We start from the raw sequence: 21,099 nt of genomic DNA on the forward strand, positions 1-21,099 counted from the left end.
AATGTTAGATGGAGGGGATGTTATGACAAAAGACTCAAATGTAGCTTATAATCATTTTGCTCATTTAAATAAATTCCTCAAAAAATCAGAAGACTATAGAGCACAATCAACTTCAGAAGACGAAAATAAATGGTTGTTTAACGCTACAGAATCAAATATTTATAAAAAATCAAAATTAAATCTAAAGCAAAAAGGACATATTAAATAAACGATATATGTAAATATATTATATGAATTTGAAACAACATAAAAAATTTATTTAATTAAATTGGTTAAAAAATGCTTAAAAGACTTTTATATATTGATAAAAGGTCTTTTAGGCATTTTTTAATATATAAATATATTTTGTTCATATTTAGTTCACAAAATAGGTTTTAAATAATGAGTATCATATGAAATTTCAAGATAGAAAGGAATGAATGAACTTGAATCAAAAAAAATTTGATATTGTTGCACTATTTTTACTCATTGGTGTGTTTATGGCAGCTTTAGACAACGGCATTATTAGTGCAGCGTTAACCACAATAAATCAATCTTTTGAAATTTCAGCACAAATGGGATCATGGGGCATAACGATTTACACATTAGGTATGGCTGTAACTACACCTATAGCGGGTAAACTTGCTGATATGTATGGTCGTAAAAAAATATTTGTTATTGAAGTCATTTTATTTGGTTTAGGATCATTGTTAGTTGCTTTAAGTCCAAATTATACAATATTTATTATTGCACGATTAATTCAATCATTTGGTGGAGGCGGTTTATTTGTAATCGCTAGTTCACATATTATAGCTACTTACACCAAGGAAAAACAAGGTAGCATGCTTGGTGGGTTAGGTGCAATGAATGGTATTGCTTCGGTATTAGGGCCAAATATAGGAAGTTTATTAATTAACTTAAGTGGAACATGGCATTGGCTATTCCTAATCAATGTGCCAGTGGCAGTAATGATTGTTATTTTTATGATTCTTAAAATGCCAGAAACACAAGAAAAAGTTAAAACTAAAATTGATAAGTACGCCATCATTATATTTTCATTTTCAACATTGCTGATGATGTTTGCGATTAATAATATACAAACGAATAACATTGCTAATAGTATACTTAGCTTTTCAGTGATTGGTTTATTTATATTGGCAATCATTGGTTATGGTATTTTGATTTTAGTAGAATATAAAAACGAAGCAACTGATATAGATGCATTCTTACCTTTCTATTTATTAAAAAAACCAGCTTTTTCAGTAGTATTGATTATGGGCGTTTTATCAGGGATGTTAATTGGTTCCATTATTTTCATTCCTTCCTTTGTTGAAAATGTATTGCATGTTAAAGCTGAGAACAGTGGCTATTGGATGACACCCTTAGCGTTAGCTTCAGGTATTGGCGCGTCAATGGGCGGGAAGATTGTTGATAAAAAAGGCCCGATATTTGCATTAGTGATTGCGAGTATCATTAGCATGATTGGGTATGGAGGCTTAGCCTTTTTAACTTATTCAAGTACGCCATTTTTAATATTTTCAATTATCGCAGGTTTAGGTTTTGGTTTTACTATTGGTGCACCAATGACTGTATTAGCAACTAGATCAGCACATTCAGATAAAAATAATAGTACTGTAATTGGAACATTATCCGTTTCTAGACAAGTCGGCATAACAATTGCACCGACTATGTTTACGACATTCATTCAATTCGGATATAGCCAAATGGGTAGTAAAATTAAAGAAAGTATAAATTCAGCCCATTTTGGTTTCAAAGATATACCCGTTTCGTTAATGAAAACGATGGAACATAATTCAGGCAATCTTACTAAAATATTAGAACAAGTGAATCAAATTTCTAATGATACATTAAGACATGCAATTACAAATGGCATTGAGGATGCTACACACCTAGCGTATATGCCTATATTTTTAACTGCAGTTATTGCAGCTTTTATTATTTTGCTACTTGTAACGCTCTTTAGTAAAGAATTTAAATAAAAAATTTGATAAACTGGTGAAATCGTAAAGAAAGATTAAAAAAAGATTAATTGTAGAAAGTAACGTAAAAAACAGCAACGCAGTATGGTAGACAAGGTTTTAATGTCTACTTTACTGCGTGTTTTGTTTAATATAATACAAAAATGATTGAAATGATTAATGTTATTAAAATGATTAAAAAGTATCGTTATAAAGTTATGATATAAAATGGATTAACGAATCATAATTTTAATGATGATAAAGCCAATGAGTATCACTAAAGCGGCAATCAGTAATGGAATAATGTAATAAAACATGAAATACCTCCAATTATATTTGTATTTATTTTAACTATAAATATTTAAAAGTAAAGTGATTTTATGGTTTTAAGCCGTCAAAGCTTTCAATATTACACACTTTACAAATTAATGTTGCAAACTACATGAAGTGGTATATTGAAATGGGTTGTGTTACATTTGCAATTATACTATGTAACTGTAACAAATGTTATATTTTCATTTATTTTGGTTTTAAATAGATTTGTGAGTATAAAAAACAAATTTGTAAAATTAAAATGAGGCATGATTTGAATACACTTTTTTAGCTTACCTTATTTAATTTTATATTATCAAATGTAAGGGGATATGATATGAAACGTATGAAGCAACTTTTAAAAAACCATACTAAAAATATTATTGTATGCTTAATTGGCGCATTTGTAAGTGCGATTGCTGTAAATTCATTTATATTAGAGTCTAATTTAGGTGATGGGGGTACTGTGGGTATGTCATTAGCATTAAAATATGCCTTTGGTTTTTCACCAGCGATATCCTCATTAATTATTAACACATTGGTCATTATTGTAGGCTGGCGTTTTTTAAGTACCAGAACAGCAGTATATACGTTTATTGCTAATACAGCGATTTCAATCTTTTTAGATTTAACTGAAAATTTTAAGACAGGTATTGATAATTTTGTAATAAATGCTTCGTTTGGTGGCGTTTTAGTAGGTGTAGGTATTGGATTAGTAATTGCTTCTGGTGGTGTGATAGGTGGGACATCAGTCATTGCTAAGATGCTAAATAAATACTTTGACATCAAAACATCGCAAGGCATTTTTGTTTTAGATGGATTAGTTGTCTTGTCTTTTTTATTTGTCTTACCTTTAGAAAACGTCTTATTTACTGTAATTATGATATTTATAACTGAACGTGCTACTGCATTCATTATAGAAGGGTTCCATCCTAAAAAAGCGGTGACTGTGATATCAAGTAGAAATGAGATTATAAGTGATGAAATCAATAGCTTTACAGGTAGAGGTTCAACACTTTTAAAGGGTAAAGGTGGTTATGGTAAACATGAAACAAGCATGTTGTATGTTGTAGTTCCACAATCACAAGTAACTAGAGTTAAAAAGCTTGTAAATGAGGTAGATGAAAATGCCTTTTTAGTCATTCATGATGTGAGAGATGTATTAGGTAATGGATTTATAAATTTATCTTAATGATAGATTGGCAAAGGAGCACTTCATATGACGTGTTGCTAATTGCAAATTTTATTCGTTCGATTTTTTTAAGCATTTGTTTTATTCTAGAATTAAGATGTTTTAAGGAGGCAGTTAAATGGCAATTCCCAAAATAACGACATTTCTAATGTTCAATGGACAAGCAGAAGAAGCAATCAATTTATATGTAGATGCATTTGAAGATGCAGAAATATTAGCGATGGTCAAATATGAAGAAGATGATAAAGAACCCACTGGTGCCGTACAACATGCTATCTTTCGCTTAAAAGATCAAGTTTTTATGGCGATTGATAATATGAATGGTGTCGATGTAGATATGAATCCAGCAATGTCTTTATATGTCACTGTAGATAGTCCGTTAGAAATGGAAAGATTATTCAGTAAATTGAAAAGTGGTGGAGCAATTTTAATGCCTAAAACGGAAATGCCACCATTCAGAGAATTTACATGGATTGTAGATAGATTTGGCGTTAATTTTCAGCTTGCATTACCAGATAAAAAATAAATATTAAAAAGGCTAAGATAAAGTATCATGCACGTGTTACATGTGCTGCTTACTCATAATCTTAGCCTTGTTTTTTAGATTGAAGCATGTTACTAATGCTTTAAAGTATTTGGTGTTATCATGTCACCTTCATTTTTTGAATGTGATCGTAATCAGGTGTAGCATAGAGTGTTTTTTGGTGATCATATGTTACAAATCCTGGTTTTGCGCCAGAAGGTTTGTGAACGTGTCTAATTTCAGTGTAATCAACTGGTATTTGACCAGAATTACCAGCTTTTGAAAAATAACCGGCTAGCATAGCCGCTTCTTTAATAGTATTTTCACTTGGCGCATCATTTAAGATAACCACATGAGACCCTGGGATCTCTTTCGTATGAAACCAAAGATGCTGTTTGCTTGCTTTTTTATTCGTTAAATAATCATTTTGCTTATTATTTTTTCCTACAAGTATGGTATCTCCATCAGTTGAAACATACGATTGCAATTGAATGGTCGGTTTCTTTTTCTTATTTTTTTGCTTCCGCTGTTTCATATAACCTTGTTCAGCAAGCTCTTCTCTAATATCATCAATGTCATCCACAGATATGTGTGCGAGTTGTTGTTCTATATTTTCAAAATATGTGATGTTTTCTTTTGTTAAATCGATTTGTCGCGTTAATTCATGTGCACGTGTTTTCAATTTATTATATTTTTTATAATACATTTGAGCGTTTGTAGCTGGTGACTTTGTTGTATCTAAGGGAATGGTTACTTCCTGACCATCATAATAATTGGTAGTCGTCAGATACTTATCACCTTGTTTAATTCTATAAATATTTGCAGTGATTAATTCACCGTATAATTGCTGTATTTCTTTATCCTTAGTACCTTCTTGTTCGTCGATTAATTTACTGAGTTTATTTTGATATTTATGCAGTTGTTGCTGTACAAATTTGACTAAATCATTTGCACGTTGTTTAACGCGTTCTCTTTCTCCTCTAGCATCGTAATATCTATCTAATAAATCATGTAGAGAATCATATTCAACCATATCATCGTAAAATTGATTTAAGTGCATAAAATAGAAATCTTCTTTTCCTGTTTCATGATTCTTATGAAATACAGGAGTAGGTAATTCCATTGTCTCATTCATAACTGAATTAAATGCCTCTGGTAACGTGTCGGTCGTCATAAATTGTTTACGATTGACAATTTCATTTGTAATTAAAGGACTAAAGCCTTCAAATTGATTTAGCAGTTGCCTAGCGATTTTTCCACTATTGAAATCGATGAATTTTAAAACTTCTGTACCCGTAATACTATATGGATTTGTTTTATTTTGGGTAGGGGGCGCTTCATATTGAAACCCAGGCATAACTGTACGATATTGATTTGTATTTGGAGTTAAATGTTTAAAACCTTCAATAATCTTGCGTTGATCATCTACTAACATTAAATTACTGTGTTTACCCATTATTTCTAAAATAACTGTGCGGTATGTGGTATCACCGATTTCATCTTTACTGTGAATATCTATTTCTACACGTCTATCGTTTCCGATTTGTCTTATAGCTTTAATGAAACCACCCTCTAAATGTTTACGGAATACTCTTGCAAACATTGGTGGTTCAAATGGATTATCATATTTTTTATTCATTAAATGCATTCTAGCAAAACTAGGATGGATCGAGAGTAGAAGTTGATGGTTTTTACGATTTTGACGTATTACCATGATGATTGTATCGTTTTCAGGTTGATTGATTTTATGAATCCTACCATCAACGAGAAATTGTAAAGATTCTACCATTTTTCGTGTAAATAAACCATCGTATGCCATTACTATCAGCCACCTTATTTTTAGTCATTCATCATATTGTAACATGGTGAAAAGATTTGGTCATGAGCAAAGTTTGTTTGAACGTATGCTATACAACCAAACGCTCATTATGGTATCATAGTTTAATAATAGAAGAATAGCTTAGAGAGGTAGTAAGGCATGGATAATGAGAAAGGTTTGTTGATTGTACTTTCTGGACCATCTGGTGTAGGAAAAGGTACAGTTAGAAAAAAAATATTTGATGACCCAACCACATCTTATAAATATTCTATCTCGATGACGACACGTAATATGCGTGAAGGTGAAGTCGATGGTGTAGATTATTTCTTCAAAACAAAGGCAGAGTTTGAAGCGTTAATTAAACAAGATCAATTTATAGAATATGCAGAATATGTGGGAAATTATTACGGTACACCAGTGCAATACGTAAAAGATACTATGGACCAAGGACATGATGTATTTTTAGAAATTGAAGTTGAAGGTGCCAAACAGGTTCGAAAGAAATTCCCTGATGCATTATTTATTTTTCTAGCTCCACCAAGTTTAGATCATTTACGTGAGCGCTTAGTAGGGCGTGGTACTGAGTCAGACGAAAAAATTCAAAGCAGAGTACTTGAAGCTCGTAAAGAAGTTGAAATGATGAATTTATACGATTATGTTGTCGTTAACGATGAAGTAGAATTAGCTAAGCAACGTATTCAATCCATTGTTGAAGCTGAGCATTTGAAAAGGGAAAGAATTGAAGCAAAATATAGAAAAATGATATTGGAGGCAAAAAAATAATGTTATATCCACCATTAAATGATTTAACATCTAAAATCACATCAAAATATTTAATCGCTACAACTGCAGCTAAACGTGCACGTGAGTTGGACGAGCATCCAAATAGTACACTATTAAACAAATATAATTCAGAAAAAGCAGTGGGAAAAGCTTTGGAAGAAATAGCTGGCGGCGAAGTTTATCCTGAAACTACAAAATAACACTTTCTAAGCGAATATTAAATCATATAATTTTATATTTTTGAAAAGTACACCAGGTTAATGATGTGCACTTCAAAAGTCAGACGCATGTGATGACTTTGAGGTTTCATAGCCAAGGTGTGCTTTTTTAATTTGGGCAATAATTTGTGTATAATAAGCAGTAATCATATTTATATTTAAAACAATGAAGCTGAAATATTAAAAGTTAATTTAACTAATGAAAATAAAAACATGCTATGTAATCCAATACATTAACCTAATACAGAATAAAAACATTTGCATATATTTAGTTATATTGAAGATTAAATATATAAACTACTATATTAAACCATTAATAGAAAGATATAAATTATTTGGAGGAAAACTATGATGAAAAATATTTTACTTGCTGTCACTGGTGGTATCGCTGCGTATAAAGCAATAGATTTAACGAGTAAACTCACACAGGCTGATTATAACGTGAGAGTGATGTTAACAGATCATGCACAAGAGTTTGTAACTCCTTTAGCTTTTCAGGCTATTGGTAGAAATCCTGTTTATACGAGTACTTTTAGAGAACACAATCCAGAAGAAATTCAGCATGTTGCTTTAGGAGATTGGGCAGATGCGATTGTTGTAGCACCGGCAACTGCAAATACCATCGCTAAACTAGCAAATGGTATTGCTGATGACATGGTTACATCAACATTATTAGCTACAGAGACACCCAAATTTATCGCTCCTGCAATGAATGTACATATGTATGAGAACAAAAGAACGCAACATAACTTAGCAACATTAAGTTCGGACGGTTATTATTTCTTAGAACCTGGTGAAGGATTCCTAGCTTGTGGTTATGTAGCAAAAGGAAGAATGGAAGAGCCTTTACAAATTGTAGAAAGATTAAATCAGTATTTTAAAAACAACACGTCAGCGACAAAAAACAGTAGATTTAACGGTATGCAAGCATTGGTGACAGCAGGGCCAACCATAGAAGAGCTAGACCCTGTTCGTTATTTATCCAACCGCTCATCAGGTAAAATGGGATATGCACTCGCAGAATCTTTAGCTCAAAGAGGGGCGACCGTGACACTTATATCTGGTCCAACTCATCTAACACCACCTAAGAATGTAGAAGTCATTCAAGTAGAAAGTGCACAACAGATGTTTGAAGCGGTTAAAACGCGATTCAATAAGATGGATATTGTCTTTAAATCTGCAGCGGTATCAGATTATGCTCCAACTGAATTATTAGAACATAAACTTAAAAAACGACAAGGTGATTTGACTGTCACTTTTAAACGCACACCCGATATTTTAAAATACTTGGGTGAGCATAAAGATAAACAATTTTTAGTTGGTTTTGCAGCAGAAACACAAAATATTGAATCATATGCTCAAAAAAAACTAAAAAGTAAAAACGCAGATGTCATCATAGCGAATAATGTTGGCGATCGTACCATTGGGTTTAGCTCTGATGATAATGCATATACTATGTACTATAAAAACGGTGAAACAATATCATTAGGGAAACATAAAAAAGTCATATTAGCGGAGCATATATTAGACAGTTTAGAAACAAGGTGGAAATAAAATGATAGCAAAAGTAATCGTAGATATACCATCTAAAAGTGTTGACTTTACGTTTGATTATTTAATTCCACAAAAATTTCAAGCGATGGTTGAAGTTGGTATGCGCGTGATTGTACCTTTTGGACCGAGAACGATTCAAGGTTATGTTATGGACATCACTCAGCAAACCGACACTAGTATGGACATATCAAAATTAAAAGCAATAAAAGAAATACAAGATATTAAACCTGAATTAACGAAAGAATTAATACAACTTGCAGATTGGTATCATACGTATTTTGTTACAAAACGAATTTCTATGTTAGAGGTTATGCTTCCAAGCGCAATCAAAGCCAAATATACTAAAGTATTTGCAGTTAAAGATACTGAAGCCATACCAGAAAAATTGTTAAAACGATTTGATTCGGAAGGACATTATGCATATAAAGTAGCACAAAAAAATGAAGACTTAACGCTCATTGCACCATTTTTAAAGCAAGGTGCAATTCTTGAAGATACGATTTTGTCTCAAAGTTTAAAGAAAAAGAAACAACGCGCAGTGCGCATTGTCGAAGGCTTTAATGATGATACAGTATTAGAATCTTTGGAAAAATCAAAAAAGCAATATGAATTATATGCTTATTTAATTGATGAAAATCATCACGTAGTTTTTTTAAAACAGTTGGAAGAAATGGGTTTTTCAAAATCTAGCATTGAGACGTTAGTCCGTAAAGGCTTTATTGAGAAATATGATACAACTGTAGAGCGAGATCCTTTTGCAACACGGGTATTTGAACAAGATCAAAAGCAACAACTTACGCAAGAACAACAAGATGCATATGATGCGATACTCGAGACGATTAATAAAGGTGAACAACGTACATTTTTATTACATGGCGTAACGGGTTCTGGTAAGACGGAAGTTTACTTGCAAACTATAGAAAATGTACTCAATCAAGGTAAACAAGCGATGATGTTAGTGCCAGAAATTGCACTCACTCCTCAAATGGTATTAAGATTTAAACGAAGATTTGGAGACGAAGTAGCAGTTTTACACTCAGGATTATCTAAAGGGGAACGTTATGATGAATGGCAAAAAATTAGAGATGGAAAAGCGAGTGTGAGTGTAGGAGCTCGCTCAAGTGTATTTGCCCCTTTCAAAGATTTAGGTATGATCATTATTGATGAAGAACATGAGTCTTCCTATAAACAAGAGGATTATCCTAGATACCATGCTAGAGATATTGCACAATGGCGCAGCCAATATCATCATTGCCCTTTAGTATTAGGCAGTGCTACACCAAGTTTAGAGACATATGCACGTGCAACTAAAGGTGTTTATGAACTATTATCATTACCTCATAGAGTGAATCAGCAAGCTTTGCCAGACGTGAATATCGTAGATATGCGTGCTGAACTTGCTTCTGGCAATCGTTCTATGTTTTCAGAAGATTTGCGTAGTGCGATTCAAGAGCGTTTAGATAAAAAAGAACAAGTTGTTTTATTTTTAAACAGACGTGGATATGCGTCATTTATGTTGTGTCGAGATTGTGGCCATGTCCCTCAATGTCCTAACTGTGATATTTCTCTCACATATCATAAGTCTACGGATCAATTGAAATGCCATTATTGTGGTCATCAAGAAGTACCACCTAATAAGTGTCCCAACTGTGAAAGTGAACATATCAGACAGGTAGGCACAGGTACACAAAGAGTTGAAGAACTATTACAAGAAAATTTTCAGGAAGCAAAAATTATTCGTATGGATGTTGATACCACTTCTCGAAAAGGTGCACACGAACAATTATTAGATGACTTTGGTTCAGGTAAAGGGGATATTTTACTGGGGACACAGATGATAGCGAAAGGTTTGGACTTTCCAAATATTACTTTGGTTGGCGTATTAAATGCTGATACGATGTTAAACTTGCCTGACTTTAGAGCTAGTGAGCGTACATATCAATTGTTGACGCAAGTTTCAGGACGTGCAGGCCGTCATGAAAAAGAGGGACAGGTGATTATACAAACATATAATCCTGATCATTATGCTATTAAAGATGTTCAAGATAATGACTATCATTCCTTTTTCGAAAAAGAAATGAATTATAGAAAGTTAGGTAAATATCCACCATATTTCTTTTTAATTAATTTTACGATTGCGCATAATAATATGAAAAAAGTAATGGAAGCTTCTAAACATATACACAAAATATTGTTACAGCATTTATCAGATAAGGCATTAGTTCTAGGCCCTTCTCCAGCAGTTTTATCACGGATTAATAATGAATATCGCTTCCAAATATTAATAAAATATAAAAGCGAACCTTCATTGCACGAAGCATTAAAGTATTTAGATGATTTTTATCATGATCAGTATTTAAAAGACAAATTATCACTGAAGATAGACATCAATCCACAAATGATGATGTAGGTTGTTGTTGTAAATGGATTAATTGCAGTGTATAAAAGGGGAGTCTTAAAATCAGTATTTTATTGGTTTTAAGGCTCTCTTTTTATTGAATATTAAATATTAATGGTTGAATATGATTGATAGATATAGTAAATTTATTTGCTCATATTTTTTTAAAGGAGTACTAGATATGGAGATGAGAATTGCAAATAAAAATGATATTGAAACAATTATAAAATTAAGAAAAGAACAATTACTTGATCAAGGCATGCATGGTACTGAAGATATTGATGATAATATGAGAGCATATTTTAAAGATGTTTTCGATAAAGGAAACATCTACCAAGTATTTATGATAGATAATCATCAAGTTGTAGCAACAGGAGCTGTTGTCTTCCAACAGATACCACCTGCATATGATAATCATTATGGTGTAGAAGGTTATATTACTAATGTTTATACAACTAAATTATATAGAGGATTAGGTTTGAGTAAACAAATTCTAGAAGAGCTTTTATTAAAGTGTAAAACAGAACAGGTGAATATCGTTAATTTAAAAGCTTCGACTCAAGCAGAGCCATTATATTCTAAAATTGGTTTTATAAAAAATGTATCATCCATGACCATTGAGTTAGCAAATAGTGAAGCGAAACAGTAATAGATATAAAGCTAATTATTATTATATCGTTTATTTAGTTTAACGTTTTAGATGTTTCTAAATAAACTAAATTTTAATATAAGGTATAAATTTAAGGTTTATTTTATTGAAGAAATAATAAAGTAATGTCTTGCTATAGTTAAAATAAATCTAAATATAAAATGAAAAAGTAGAAGTAAGAAGAATGTCATTCAGCTAGTATTTATTTCTTTTTACTTCTACTTTTTAATTAATTCATATTATAAAATATTAAAAAGAATATAAACTGATTAATAAAAATGCTTTCGCATTATAAGTTACAATGATAACATAATATTAATTTATAAAAATTGGTATAGATGTATTATACGCAATTGCTAAACATTTTAATGATTAATATTTAGCGTGATAAATTATGCGATAAAGTTCTCTAGTCATTGATTAAAAGGGGGGATATAAATGGAATATAATCAGTTTGAACAACCTATCGGTAAGTCATTAATCGATTTCTCTCAACCCAAAACACCAACGGCTAATGTGTTAGAAGGGAAGTATTGTAGATTAGAAAAATTAGCTTCAAAACATATTAACCCTTTATTCACTCATTTTAAGGAGCAAGAAGATGCACCTAATTGGACGTATTTACCAGACGCGCAGCCTAAAAGTTATGATGATTTTGCAACCTATATAAAAAATAAAGTACAAACAAAGGATCCATATTTTTTTGCTATAATAGATCAATTTGATAATGATGTAGTAGGTATTTTATCATTACTTAGAATAAATGAACCAAATGCAACAATTGAAGTTGGTCATATTCATTATGCTAATAAAATGAAACGAACACGTATTGCTACAGAAACACACTACTTATTAGCAAAATATATCTTTGACACTTTGGGATATAGAAGGTATGAATGGAAATGTGATGCATTCAATGAGCCTTCTATAAAAGCAGCCAAACGACTTGGCTTTAAATATGAAGGTTTGTTTAAAAATCATACTATTTATAAACAAAGAAGTAGAGATACATACTGGCTCGCTATGTTAGATGATGAGTGGTCAGTATATAAAACTAAGTTTGAGAATTGGTTGAACGAATATAATTTTGATGAATCTGGCAATCAAATAAATAAGTTATCATTATGATATTACAACATTAACTGGATAATAAATATTTTGTAAACCGTAAGCTTGTATAGGAGGCTTACGGTTATATTTGTGATGACGGAATAAAATTAAAGTGAAAATATATGTGATTTCAGTTCGTGTATTTCATCAAAGCTTGGTGCAAATTTAACTAAAATAAGTTATAATGATATGATGAATTTTTATGAGGAGTAATTTGTATGACAATAAAGCAACTTGTTACAGCAGAAAATCCAATTTTGCAAAAGCACGTGCCGGATGTATCACGATTTGACGAAAACTTAGCTCAATTATTGCTCGATTTAGAAGACACAATGTATGAAGTTGAGGCTTCTGCTATATGTGCCCCGCAAATTGGCATTTTACAAAAGGTAGCTATTATAGATATGGAAATAGATGGATTGTTACAACTTATTAATCCAAAAATCATTCGAGAATCTGACCAAAAAGTAACTGAGTTAGAGGGCTCTATTTCATTACCTGACATTTATGGTGAAGTTGAAAGAAGTAAAATGATTGTTGTTAAAAGTAACGATAAAAATGGAAACGAAGTAGAAATGACTGCATATGATGATATTGCACGCATGATATTGCATATGATTGATCATTTTGAAGGTAAACTTTTTACAGAACGTGCAGATAAAATTTTGACTGAAGCAGAAGTGGAGGCGTATTTTGAAAATGAGTAAAATTATTTTTATGGGGACACCAGATTTTTCAACAAAAGTGTTAGAAATGTTAATTGCAGAACATAACGTGATCGCAGTCGTTACTCAACCTGATCGACCAGTTGGCAGAAAACGAAAATTAACACCACCACCAGTGAAACAAGTTGCAATAGAACATGCGATTCCTGTATATCAGCCTGAAAAACTGTCAAAATCTGAAGAATTAGAGATGTTGATTGATTTAAACGCGGATTTAATTGTTACTGCGGCATTTGGCCAATTATTACCACAACGTTTATTGGATTCACCAAAGTTAGGTGCTATCAATGTGCATGCATCATTATTACCTAAATATAGAGGTGGAGCCCCGATACATCAAGCGATTATAGATGGAGAAACACAAACTGGTATTTCTATCATGTATATGGCTAAGAAATTGGATGCTGGAAATATTATAGCTCAAAAAGCGATCGATATTGAACCACAAGATGACGTTGGTGTAATGCATGATAAATTAAGCTTTTTAGGTGCTGAATTATTAAAAGAAACGCTTCCTTCTATCATTAATGGTACGAATGAAAGCATTGTTCAAAATGAAGACGAAGCAACATTTGCATCTAACATTCGTCGAGAAGATGAAAAAATTGATTGGTCAGAACCTGCTGGAGTAGTTTATAACCATATTAGAGGTCTATCTCCATGGCCGGTTGCCTACACAATTATGGATGGAGAAAACTTAAAAGTCTATGCTTCACGCATTGAAAAAGATAAAAACGGTGAGCCAGGTACAATAATAGAGACAACTAAGAAAGCAATTATTGTGGCTACAGGTTCTAGTGATGCGATTGCATTAACAGAGATTCAAGTTGCTGGTAAAAAGAGAATGCCTACAGCTAATTACTTAAGTGGTGTACAATCAACACTCGTTGGGAAGGTATTAAAATGACAATTGAAACTAATGTAAGGTTATTAGCTTTTGAAACACTACAAGATATTATTAATGATAAAGCTTATAGTAATATTATTATTAATGAGGTATTAACAAATAATGAGTTAAATCGAGCTGATAAGAATTTATTAACCGAATTAGTATATGGTACGTTAAAAAGAAAATATACACTAGATTATTATTTGAAACCATTTGTACAAACTAAACTTAAAGGTTGGGTCAGACAGTTACTATGGATGAGTATCTATCAGTATATGTATTTGGATAAAGTTCCTGAACATGCGATTATTAATGAAGCTGTTAATATAGCAAAATATAAAGGCGGCCCACATAACGGTAATGTGGTTAATGGAATCTTGAGAACTCTTATGCGCAGTGAGTTACCAAATTTCAATGAAATTTCGGACGATAAGAAGCGAATTGCTATTCAGTATAGTTTGCCCAAATGGCTTGTTGATCACTGGGTGACACACTTTGGAATAGAAGAAACTGAAGCAATTGCACAATCATTTTTAACAAAAGTGACAACAACTGTAAGGGTTAATTTGACAAGAATTTCAGTTGAACATGTGATGCAACGTTTAGAAGAAGAAGGTTACACTGTAACGCAAGATAATGACATTACAATTTGTTTACATATTAGTGGTAAACCGATTATAGAGTCACGCGTATTTAAAGATGGTTTAGTATCTATCCAAGATAAAAGTTCTATGTTTGTAGCTGACGTGATGAATCTTCAAGATGGCGACCTTGTATTAGATGCTTGTAGTGCACCTGGCGGAAAAGCATGTCATATAGCAGAAAGGCTACATGGTACTGGACATGTAGATGCGACAGACATCCATGAACATAAAATTGATTTGATTGATTTTAACATTCGAAAATTACGATTATCTAACATTTCCGCTTTTAGTCACGATGCGACGGAAAATTATGATAAAGTGTATGATAAGATTTTAGTAGATGCACCTTGTAGTGGCTTAGGTGTACTTAGACATAAGCCAGAAATCAAATACGAACAAAGTCAGCAAAGTATTCAATCTTTAGTGAATATTCAACTAGAAATTTTAAATAATGTGAAACATCATTTACGTCCAGGAGGCACTTTAGTTTATTCAACTTGTACAATAGAACAGTTAGAAAATGAAAATGTAATATATACATTTTTAAAAGAAAATAAAGATTTTGAATTTGATTTATTTGAACATCCAATCAGTGGAGAAAAGGTAAAAACTTTACAAGTGTTACCTCAGCATTTTAATTCTGATGGCTTTTTCATTACTAGGATAAAAAGAAAGGACCAATAAATAATGATAACTGCAGAAAAGAAGAAAAAGAATAAATTTCTTCCCAATTTTGAAAAGCAATCTATATACTCTTTAAGATATGATGAAATGGAAAATTGGTTAAAGGAAAATGGGCAACAAAAATTCAGAGCGAAACAAATCTTTGAATGGTTATATGAAAAACGAGTAGACAGCATTGATGAAATGACAAATTTGTCTAAAGAGTTAAGAGCACTATTGAAAGATCATTTTGCAATGACAGTGATGACGACAGTAGTTAAACAAGAAAGCAAAGATGGTACAATCAAATTCTTATTTGAATTACAAGATGGGTACACAATCGAAACAGTATTAATGAGACATGAATATGGTAATTCCGTATGTGTTACTACTCAAGTGGGTTGCCGTATAGGTTGTACATTCTGTGCATCTACACTAGGTGGCTTAAAGCGTAATTTAGAAGCGGGAGAAATTGTATCTCAAGTGCTTACTGTCCAAAAAGCATTAGATGAAACCGAAGAACGTGTATCTCAAATCGTCATCATGGGTATTGGTGAGCCATTTGAAAACTATGATGAAATGATGGACTTTTTGAAGATTGTTAATCATGACAATGGTTTAAATATAGGTGCGCGTCATATTACTGTTTCTACTTCTGGTATTATACCTAGAATTTATGATTTTGCTGACGAAGATATTCAAATCAATTTTGCAGTAAGCTTACATGGGGCTAATGACGAAATTCGTTCTCGATTAATGCCTATTAACCGAGCGTATAATGTTGAAAAATTAATGGAAGCCATTAAATATTATCAAGAAACAACAAATAGACGTGTTACATTTGAATATGGTCTATTTGGAGGCGTCAACGACCAAGTTGAGCATGCGAGAGAGTTAGCACATTTAATTCAAAAATTAAACTGTCATGTAAATTTAATACCTGTGAACCATGTACCAGAAAGAAATTACGTCAAGACGCCTAAAGAAGATATCTTTAAATTTGAAAAAGAATTAAAGAGACTAGGTATTAATGCAACTATAAGAAGAGAACAAGGTGCTGATATAGATGCAGCATGTGGGCAATTAAGAGCTAAGGAACGAAAAGTAGAAACGAGGTAATAGTATGCTAAAAGCACAATTTTTTACTGACACAGGTCAATATCGTGATAAGAACGAAGATGCAGGTGGTGTGTTCTATAATAAAACAGAACAACAATTACTTGTACTCTGTGATGGTATGGGTGGACATTTAGCAGGAGAAGTAGCAAGTCAATTTGTAACAGATGAATTGCAACGTCGTTTTGAAGAAGAAAATTTAATTGAACCTAACCAAGCCGAGGATTGGCTGAGAACTACACTAAAAGCGATTAATCGTGAATTATATCAACTCTCTGTTGATAATACAGACTATTATGGCATGGGAACAACTTGTGTTTGTGCGTTAGTATTTGATGATTATGTAGTGGTCGCAAATATTGGTGATTCAAGAGGATATTTGGTTAATAGTAGAGAGATTGAACAAATTACAAACGATCATTCTTTCGTTAATCATTTAGTGATGATTGGTCAAATTAGTGCTGAAGAAGCATTCAATCATCCACAAAAAAATATTATTACAAAAGTTATGGGTACGGATAAGGTAGTAACACCAGATATTTTTGTAAAAAGAACTAATTTTTATGATTTTCTATTACTTAACTCGGATGGATTAACAGATTTTGCGAGAAATCATATGATTCAAGAAGAATTAATGCAAGAAAATGATTTAGAAACACACGGCCGGAATCTTATTGAATTAGCAATATCTCAAGAAACGAATGATAATGTGAGTATTGTTTTAGCAGAAATTGAAGGAGATAAGGTATGATTGGAAAATTAATAAGCGAACGTTATAAAGTGATAAAAAAGCTTGGCGGCGGTGGCATGAGCACAGTATATTTGGCTGATGACACAATTTTAAATCGCAATGTAGCAATTAAAGCTATTAGGATACCTTCTGGTGAAAAAGAAGAAACAATTAAGCGTTTTGAACGTGAAGTCCACAATTTAACACAACTTTCACATAAAAATATCGTTAATGTTTTTGATGTCACTGAAAATGATGAAAATTTCTTTTTAGTGATGGAGTACATAGAAGGTCCCACTTTATCAGAATATATTCAACAACATCGACCTCTAGACATCAAAACCGTAATCAAATTTACTGAACAAATTATTGAAGGAATAAAGCATGCACATGATACAAAGATTGTTCATCGTGATGTAAAACCTCAAAATATTTTGGTGAGTCGTGATCAAACACTAAAAATATTAGATTTTGGTATTGCAAAAGCATTAAGCGAAACGACGATGACCCAAACAAATCATGTTTTAGGGACGGTTCAATACCTTTCTCCTGAACAAGCGCGCGGTGATGTAACAGATAACGGCACTGATATATATTCTATTGGTGTTGTACTGTATGAAATGTTAGTAGGACAACCTCCTTTTTCCGGTGAAACAGCAGTAAGCATCGCTATAAAACATATCCAAGATCCGATGCCTAATGTTTCTAGCAAACGTTCTGAAGTCCCACAATCATTGAGCAACGTCGTGCTTAAAGCGACTGAAAAAGATAAGAAAGATCGCTATCAATCGGTTCAGGAAATGCAAGATGACTTGTCTACTGTCCTGACAAAAGAGCGTGAAAATGAATCACCCTATCATTCTGTTGACGCTGACACTAAAACAGTGCCTATTGATAAAGCAGAGATTGCTAATCAGACTCGTGATGAAGATAAAGCAAAAAGCATGAATCAAACCATGCAAATTCCAATTGTTAATCAACAATATTTTCAATCAAATGAGGAACAATTATATACAATGCCTCCGAAAAAAAGATCAAAAAAGAAAAAGTTTTTCTATGGTTTAATCATTGTATTACTGTTGTTTGGATTATTTGGTTTTATGGCCATGGGAATGTTTGGTAATAAATATTTGGAAACACCTAATTTAATAGGTAAGACTGAAAAAGAAGCTGAAGGTATTTTAAAGGATAACAAACTAGAATTAGGCAAAACTACAAGAGCTTATAGTGATAAATATCCTGAGAATAAAATTATTAAAACATCACCTGGTAAAGGTGAACGTTTAGAACAACAAAGTAAAGTGGACATTGTATTATCAAAAGGACCTAAAACTGCAGAAATGCCAAATTTATATGGATTACCAAAAGCAGAAGCATTAAATAAATTAAAAAAATTAGGAATTGATGATGCAAAAGTAGATCAATCTTATACGAAACAAAATGTAGCTAAAGGCTTAATTGAAGCACAGAGTGTTTCGCCAGGTGATAGAGTGAAAATAAATGATAGTGACATTAAATTGACTGAATCATTAGGTGTTAAACAAGTTTATGTGGATGATTATGAGAAAAAATCATTCAAGACAGCTAAATCTGAACTAGAATCTAAAGGATTTAAAGTAGTTACTGTAGAAAAACGCTCTGATAAAACAGTTAAAAAGGACAATGTCATTAGTCAATCACCTAAAGACGAAGAAGTAGATGAAGGTTCTACCGTAGAATTCGTAGTATCTACAGGTAAACCGAAAGCATCAGAGAAAAAAGAAGATAAAGATTCTGAGGAGCAAGAAGATAAGTCATCTAAAGAAGATGATAAACCTCAAACTAAAACATATACAGAAACCTATCAAGTTCCCTATACGGGTGATGATGATGAAAGCCAAGAAGTGAAAGTATATGTGAGAGACAAGGATGACAAAGGATCATCAGCTGCACAAAGCTTCAAAATTAAAGATGATAAAACCGTTACTATTCCAATGACGATTGAAAAAGGAGAGACGGCGGGTTATACGATTCGAGTTGATGGCAAGATTGTAGCTGATAAAGATATTCCTTATGATTTTTAGCGCAACTTAACGAACAAAGTGAAGGGAGTTTAGTTGCGCTTATGCAGAAGCCAAAGGCTTCTGCGAACTGCTTATAAAAAATGACTATAACAGAGTATTATTGCTATCATTCCATGTAGTAATAATGCTCTGTTATTTATTTTTAACTGAAATAGTCTCAAATCGTATTTAAATTAAAAAGCCTTTGCTATAATATAGTATGTAAAGCTTTTAAAAGAGGGGTGCCTAAGTGAAAACAGGACGCATCATAAAATCATTAAGTGGTGTATATCGCGTAGATGTAAATGGCGAAATGTACGACACAAAACCACGTGGATTATTTAGAAAAAATAAATTTTCACCTATTGTTGGTGATGTTGTAGATTTTGAAGTTGAAAATATTACAGAAGGTTATATTCACCATGTTCACGAACGAAAAAATGAATTAAAAAGACCACCAGTTAGCAATGTTGATCATCTAGTATTAGTGATGAGTGCGGTAGAACCTGAATTTTCAACTCAGTTATTGGATAGATTTTTAGTCATAGCACACTCGTATCATATGAGACCTCGCATATTAGTAACTAAACGTGATATTACTCCACCTAGCATGGAAAACAAAATATTACAGACACTAAAAGTTTATGAAGATATGGGATATTATACACAATTTATAAGTGTTGAAGATCATATCGATGAAGTTTTCATGCAATGGGGAGAAGGACTAGTAGTATTAAGCGGTCAATCAGGTGTTGGGAAATCTACGTTATTAAATCGATATTTTCCTGAATTGAATATTGAAACACAACATATATCTAGAGCGTTAAATAGAGGGAGACATACTACAAGGCATGTTGAATTATTTGAACGGAATAATGGCTTTATAGCTGACACACCTGGATTTAGCGCATTAGATTTTAATCATATTCAAAAAGATGAAGTGAAACATTATTTCATGGAAATCAATGAATATGGTGAACTTTGTAAATTTAGAGATTGCAACCATATAAACGAACCCAAGTGTAACGTTAAGCATGAAATAGAAAAAGGGAATATAGCTCACTTTAGATATGAACATTATTTACAATTATTTAATGAAATTGCAAACAGAAAGGAAAGATATTAAGTGGCAAAATTATATCCATCATTATTATCAGCTGATTTTTTACAATTACAAAAGGAATTAAAAGCATTAGAAGATGCAGGTGTTGATGGTGTGCACTTTGATGTGATGGACGGTCAATTTGTTCCAAATATTTCAATTGGATTGCCTATATTAGAAGCCGTTAGAAAGGGTACTGATTTACCAATAGATGTGCATTTAATGATAGAAGAACCAGAAAAATATGTGGAGCTTTTTGCAGCACAGGGTGCAGACATGATTTCAGTACATGTGGAAGCAACACCGCATATTCATAGAGTAATACAACAAATTAAAAATACTAATGTAAAAGCTGGTGTAGTCATTAACCCAGGTACATCGGTGAATACGATTATGCCAGTGCTAAAAATGGTGGATTATGTACTTGTCATGACAGTTAATCCTGGATTTGGCGGTCAAACATTCATTCAAGATAGCATTAGTAAATTGGACGAACTAGTTAAGATAAAAAAAGCATTAAACTTATCATTTGAAATCGAAGTTGATGGTGGCATTAACGATGAAACAGTTGCAACTGTTATCGAACATGGTGCCACTATGTTGGTAGCTGGTTCATATTTCTTTAAACAAAAAGATTATAAACAAGTGACGCAAACATTGAAAGGTTGAAGT

General features: G+C 32.3%; 19 protein-coding genes. 18 read left to right on the forward strand and 1 reads right to left on the reverse strand.

What is annotated here, in order from left to right; genetic code table 11:
* Window positions 1–22 precede the first annotated feature (22 nt).
* The 4 genes from HMPREF2586_RS08745 (at window position 23) to HMPREF2586_RS08760 (ending at window position 3,988) form a co-directional block, all read left to right on the forward strand.
* Entirely contained in the window at window positions 23–208 is a 186-nt protein-coding gene (locus tag HMPREF2586_RS08745; RefSeq protein ID WP_070658399.1) for a hypothetical protein, read from the forward strand.
* A 211-nt stretch (window positions 209–419) separates the two neighbouring features.
* A complete protein-coding gene (locus HMPREF2586_RS08750; RefSeq protein ID WP_239991584.1) occupies window positions 420–1,979 on the forward strand; it encodes an MFS transporter in 1,560 nt (519 codons plus the stop codon).
* Window positions 1,980–2,607: 628 nt separating this feature from the next.
* On the forward strand, window positions 2,608–3,462 hold the full coding sequence (locus tag HMPREF2586_RS08755; protein WP_046208686.1) for a YitT family protein: 855 nt from the start codon (window positions 2,608–2,610) through the stop codon (window positions 3,460–3,462).
* 118 nt (window positions 3,463–3,580) lie between these two features.
* The gene (locus HMPREF2586_RS08760) at window positions 3,581–3,988 is read left to right on the forward strand and encodes a VOC family protein (RefSeq protein ID WP_046208685.1); all 408 of its coding nucleotides are present in this window, start codon (window positions 3,581–3,583) and stop codon (window positions 3,986–3,988) included.
* Window positions 3,989–4,106: 118 nt separating this feature from the next.
* Here HMPREF2586_RS08760 and HMPREF2586_RS08765 read toward each other — a convergent pair whose 3' ends face one another.
* Window positions 4,107–5,804 (reverse strand): Rqc2 family fibronectin-binding protein, encoded by a 1,698-nt coding sequence (locus tag HMPREF2586_RS08765; protein ID WP_070658401.1) that lies wholly within the window; start codon window positions 5,802–5,804, stop codon window positions 4,107–4,109.
* Window positions 5,805–5,963: 159 nt separating this feature from the next.
* Here HMPREF2586_RS08765 and gmk point away from each other — a divergent pair, with 159 nt between their 5' ends.
* From gmk to rpe, 14 genes are all read left to right on the forward strand, one after another.
* Window positions 5,964–6,587: a guanylate kinase gene (gene gmk / locus HMPREF2586_RS08770; protein WP_046208683.1), complete on the forward strand. Its 624-nt coding sequence runs from the start codon at window positions 5,964–5,966 to the stop codon at window positions 6,585–6,587.
* A complete protein-coding gene (rpoZ, locus tag HMPREF2586_RS08775; RefSeq protein WP_046208682.1) occupies window positions 6,587–6,787 on the forward strand; it encodes a DNA-directed RNA polymerase subunit omega in 201 nt (66 codons plus the stop codon). Before gmk ends, rpoZ begins: the two co-directional genes overlap by 1 nt.
* A 369-nt stretch (window positions 6,788–7,156) precedes the next feature.
* Complete coding sequence (coaBC, locus tag HMPREF2586_RS08780; RefSeq protein WP_070658785.1) at window positions 7,157–8,359, forward strand: bifunctional phosphopantothenoylcysteine decarboxylase/phosphopantothenate--cysteine ligase CoaBC; 1,203 nt, start codon at window positions 7,157–7,159, stop codon at window positions 8,357–8,359.
* Between the two features lies 1 nt (window position 8,360).
* Window positions 8,361–10,769, forward strand: a complete 2,409-nt coding sequence (priA, locus tag HMPREF2586_RS08785) for a primosomal protein N' (RefSeq protein ID WP_070658403.1) — start codon at window positions 8,361–8,363, stop codon at window positions 10,767–10,769.
* A gap of 169 nt (window positions 10,770–10,938) precedes the next feature.
* On the forward strand, window positions 10,939–11,406 hold the full coding sequence (locus HMPREF2586_RS08790) for a GNAT family N-acetyltransferase (RefSeq protein ID WP_046208679.1): 468 nt from the start codon (window positions 10,939–10,941) through the stop codon (window positions 11,404–11,406).
* Window positions 11,407–11,844: 438 nt separating this feature from the next.
* Window positions 11,845–12,534 (forward strand): GNAT family N-acetyltransferase, encoded by a 690-nt coding sequence (locus tag HMPREF2586_RS08795; protein WP_070658405.1) that lies wholly within the window; start codon window positions 11,845–11,847, stop codon window positions 12,532–12,534.
* A 200-nt stretch (window positions 12,535–12,734) separates the two neighbouring features.
* Window positions 12,735–13,223: a peptide deformylase gene (locus HMPREF2586_RS08800; RefSeq protein WP_046208677.1), complete on the forward strand. Its 489-nt coding sequence runs from the start codon at window positions 12,735–12,737 to the stop codon at window positions 13,221–13,223.
* Complete coding sequence (fmt, locus tag HMPREF2586_RS08805) at window positions 13,216–14,148, forward strand: methionyl-tRNA formyltransferase (protein ID WP_070812749.1); 933 nt, start codon at window positions 13,216–13,218, stop codon at window positions 14,146–14,148. The genes HMPREF2586_RS08800 and fmt overlap by 8 nt, the downstream gene beginning before the upstream one ends.
* 2 nt (window positions 14,149–14,150) lie before the next feature.
* Window positions 14,151–15,458, forward strand: coding sequence for a 16S rRNA (cytosine(967)-C(5))-methyltransferase RsmB (gene rsmB, locus HMPREF2586_RS08810; protein WP_225792175.1), 1,308 nt, complete (start codon window positions 14,151–14,153; stop codon window positions 15,456–15,458).
* A 3-nt stretch (window positions 15,459–15,461) separates the two neighbouring features.
* Window positions 15,462–16,556, forward strand: coding sequence for a dual-specificity RNA methyltransferase RlmN (gene rlmN / locus HMPREF2586_RS08815; RefSeq protein WP_046208675.1), 1,095 nt, complete (start codon window positions 15,462–15,464; stop codon window positions 16,554–16,556).
* A 4-nt stretch (window positions 16,557–16,560) separates the two neighbouring features.
* Entirely contained in the window at window positions 16,561–17,304 is a 744-nt protein-coding gene (locus HMPREF2586_RS08820) for a Stp1/IreP family PP2C-type Ser/Thr phosphatase (protein WP_046208674.1), read from the forward strand.
* Window positions 17,301–19,346 (forward strand): Stk1 family PASTA domain-containing Ser/Thr kinase, encoded by a 2,046-nt coding sequence (pknB, locus tag HMPREF2586_RS08825; protein ID WP_070658407.1) that lies wholly within the window; start codon window positions 17,301–17,303, stop codon window positions 19,344–19,346. Before HMPREF2586_RS08820 ends, pknB begins: the two co-directional genes overlap by 4 nt.
* Window positions 19,347–19,575: 229 nt before the next feature.
* Window positions 19,576–20,451, forward strand: a complete 876-nt coding sequence (gene rsgA / locus HMPREF2586_RS08830) for a ribosome small subunit-dependent GTPase A (protein ID WP_064209051.1) — start codon at window positions 19,576–19,578, stop codon at window positions 20,449–20,451.
* Complete coding sequence (gene rpe, locus HMPREF2586_RS08835) at window positions 20,452–21,096, forward strand: ribulose-phosphate 3-epimerase (protein WP_046208671.1); 645 nt, start codon at window positions 20,452–20,454, stop codon at window positions 21,094–21,096. It abuts the gene before it with no gap.
* Window positions 21,097–21,099 lie beyond the last annotated feature (3 nt).

This window comes from Staphylococcus sp. HMSC034G07 (assembly GCF_001835975.1).
Lineage (GTDB): Bacteria > Bacillota > Bacilli > Staphylococcales > Staphylococcaceae > Staphylococcus > Staphylococcus ureilyticus.

Bases quoted from the DNA above. Each gene is read 5' to 3' on its own strand.
- HMPREF2586_RS08765 (WP_070658401.1), bottom strand. From the start codon at position 5,804: ATGGCATACGATGGTTTATTTACACGAAAAATGGTAGAATCTTTACAA.
- gmk (WP_046208683.1), top strand. From the start codon at position 5,964: ATGGATAATGAGAAAGGTTTGTTGATTGTACTTTCTGGACCATCTGGT.
- fmt (WP_070812749.1), top strand. From the start codon at position 13,216: ATGAGTAAAATTATTTTTATGGGGACACCAGATTTTTCAACAAAAGTG.
- HMPREF2586_RS08800 (WP_046208677.1), top strand. From the start codon at position 12,735: ATGACAATAAAGCAACTTGTTACAGCAGAAAATCCAATTTTGCAAAAG.
- HMPREF2586_RS08755 (WP_046208686.1), top strand. From the start codon at position 2,608: ATGAAACGTATGAAGCAACTTTTAAAAAACCATACTAAAAATATTATT.
- coaBC (WP_070658785.1), top strand. From the start codon at position 7,157: ATGAAAAATATTTTACTTGCTGTCACTGGTGGTATCGCTGCGTATAAA.
- pknB (WP_070658407.1), top strand. From the start codon at position 17,301: ATGATTGGAAAATTAATAAGCGAACGTTATAAAGTGATAAAAAAGCTT.
- HMPREF2586_RS08750 (WP_239991584.1), top strand. From the start codon at position 420: ATGAACTTGAATCAAAAAAAATTTGATATTGTTGCACTATTTTTACTC.
- rlmN (WP_046208675.1), top strand. From the start codon at position 15,462: ATGATAACTGCAGAAAAGAAGAAAAAGAATAAATTTCTTCCCAATTTT.
- rpoZ (WP_046208682.1), top strand. From the start codon at position 6,587: ATGTTATATCCACCATTAAATGATTTAACATCTAAAATCACATCAAAA.
- HMPREF2586_RS08760 (WP_046208685.1), top strand. From the start codon at position 3,581: ATGGCAATTCCCAAAATAACGACATTTCTAATGTTCAATGGACAAGCA.
- HMPREF2586_RS08820 (WP_046208674.1), top strand. From the start codon at position 16,561: ATGCTAAAAGCACAATTTTTTACTGACACAGGTCAATATCGTGATAAG.
- priA (WP_070658403.1), top strand. From the start codon at position 8,361: ATGATAGCAAAAGTAATCGTAGATATACCATCTAAAAGTGTTGACTTT.
- HMPREF2586_RS08795 (WP_070658405.1), top strand. From the start codon at position 11,845: ATGGAATATAATCAGTTTGAACAACCTATCGGTAAGTCATTAATCGAT.
- HMPREF2586_RS08790 (WP_046208679.1), top strand. From the start codon at position 10,939: ATGGAGATGAGAATTGCAAATAAAAATGATATTGAAACAATTATAAAA.
- HMPREF2586_RS08745 (WP_070658399.1), top strand. From the start codon at position 23: ATGACAAAAGACTCAAATGTAGCTTATAATCATTTTGCTCATTTAAAT.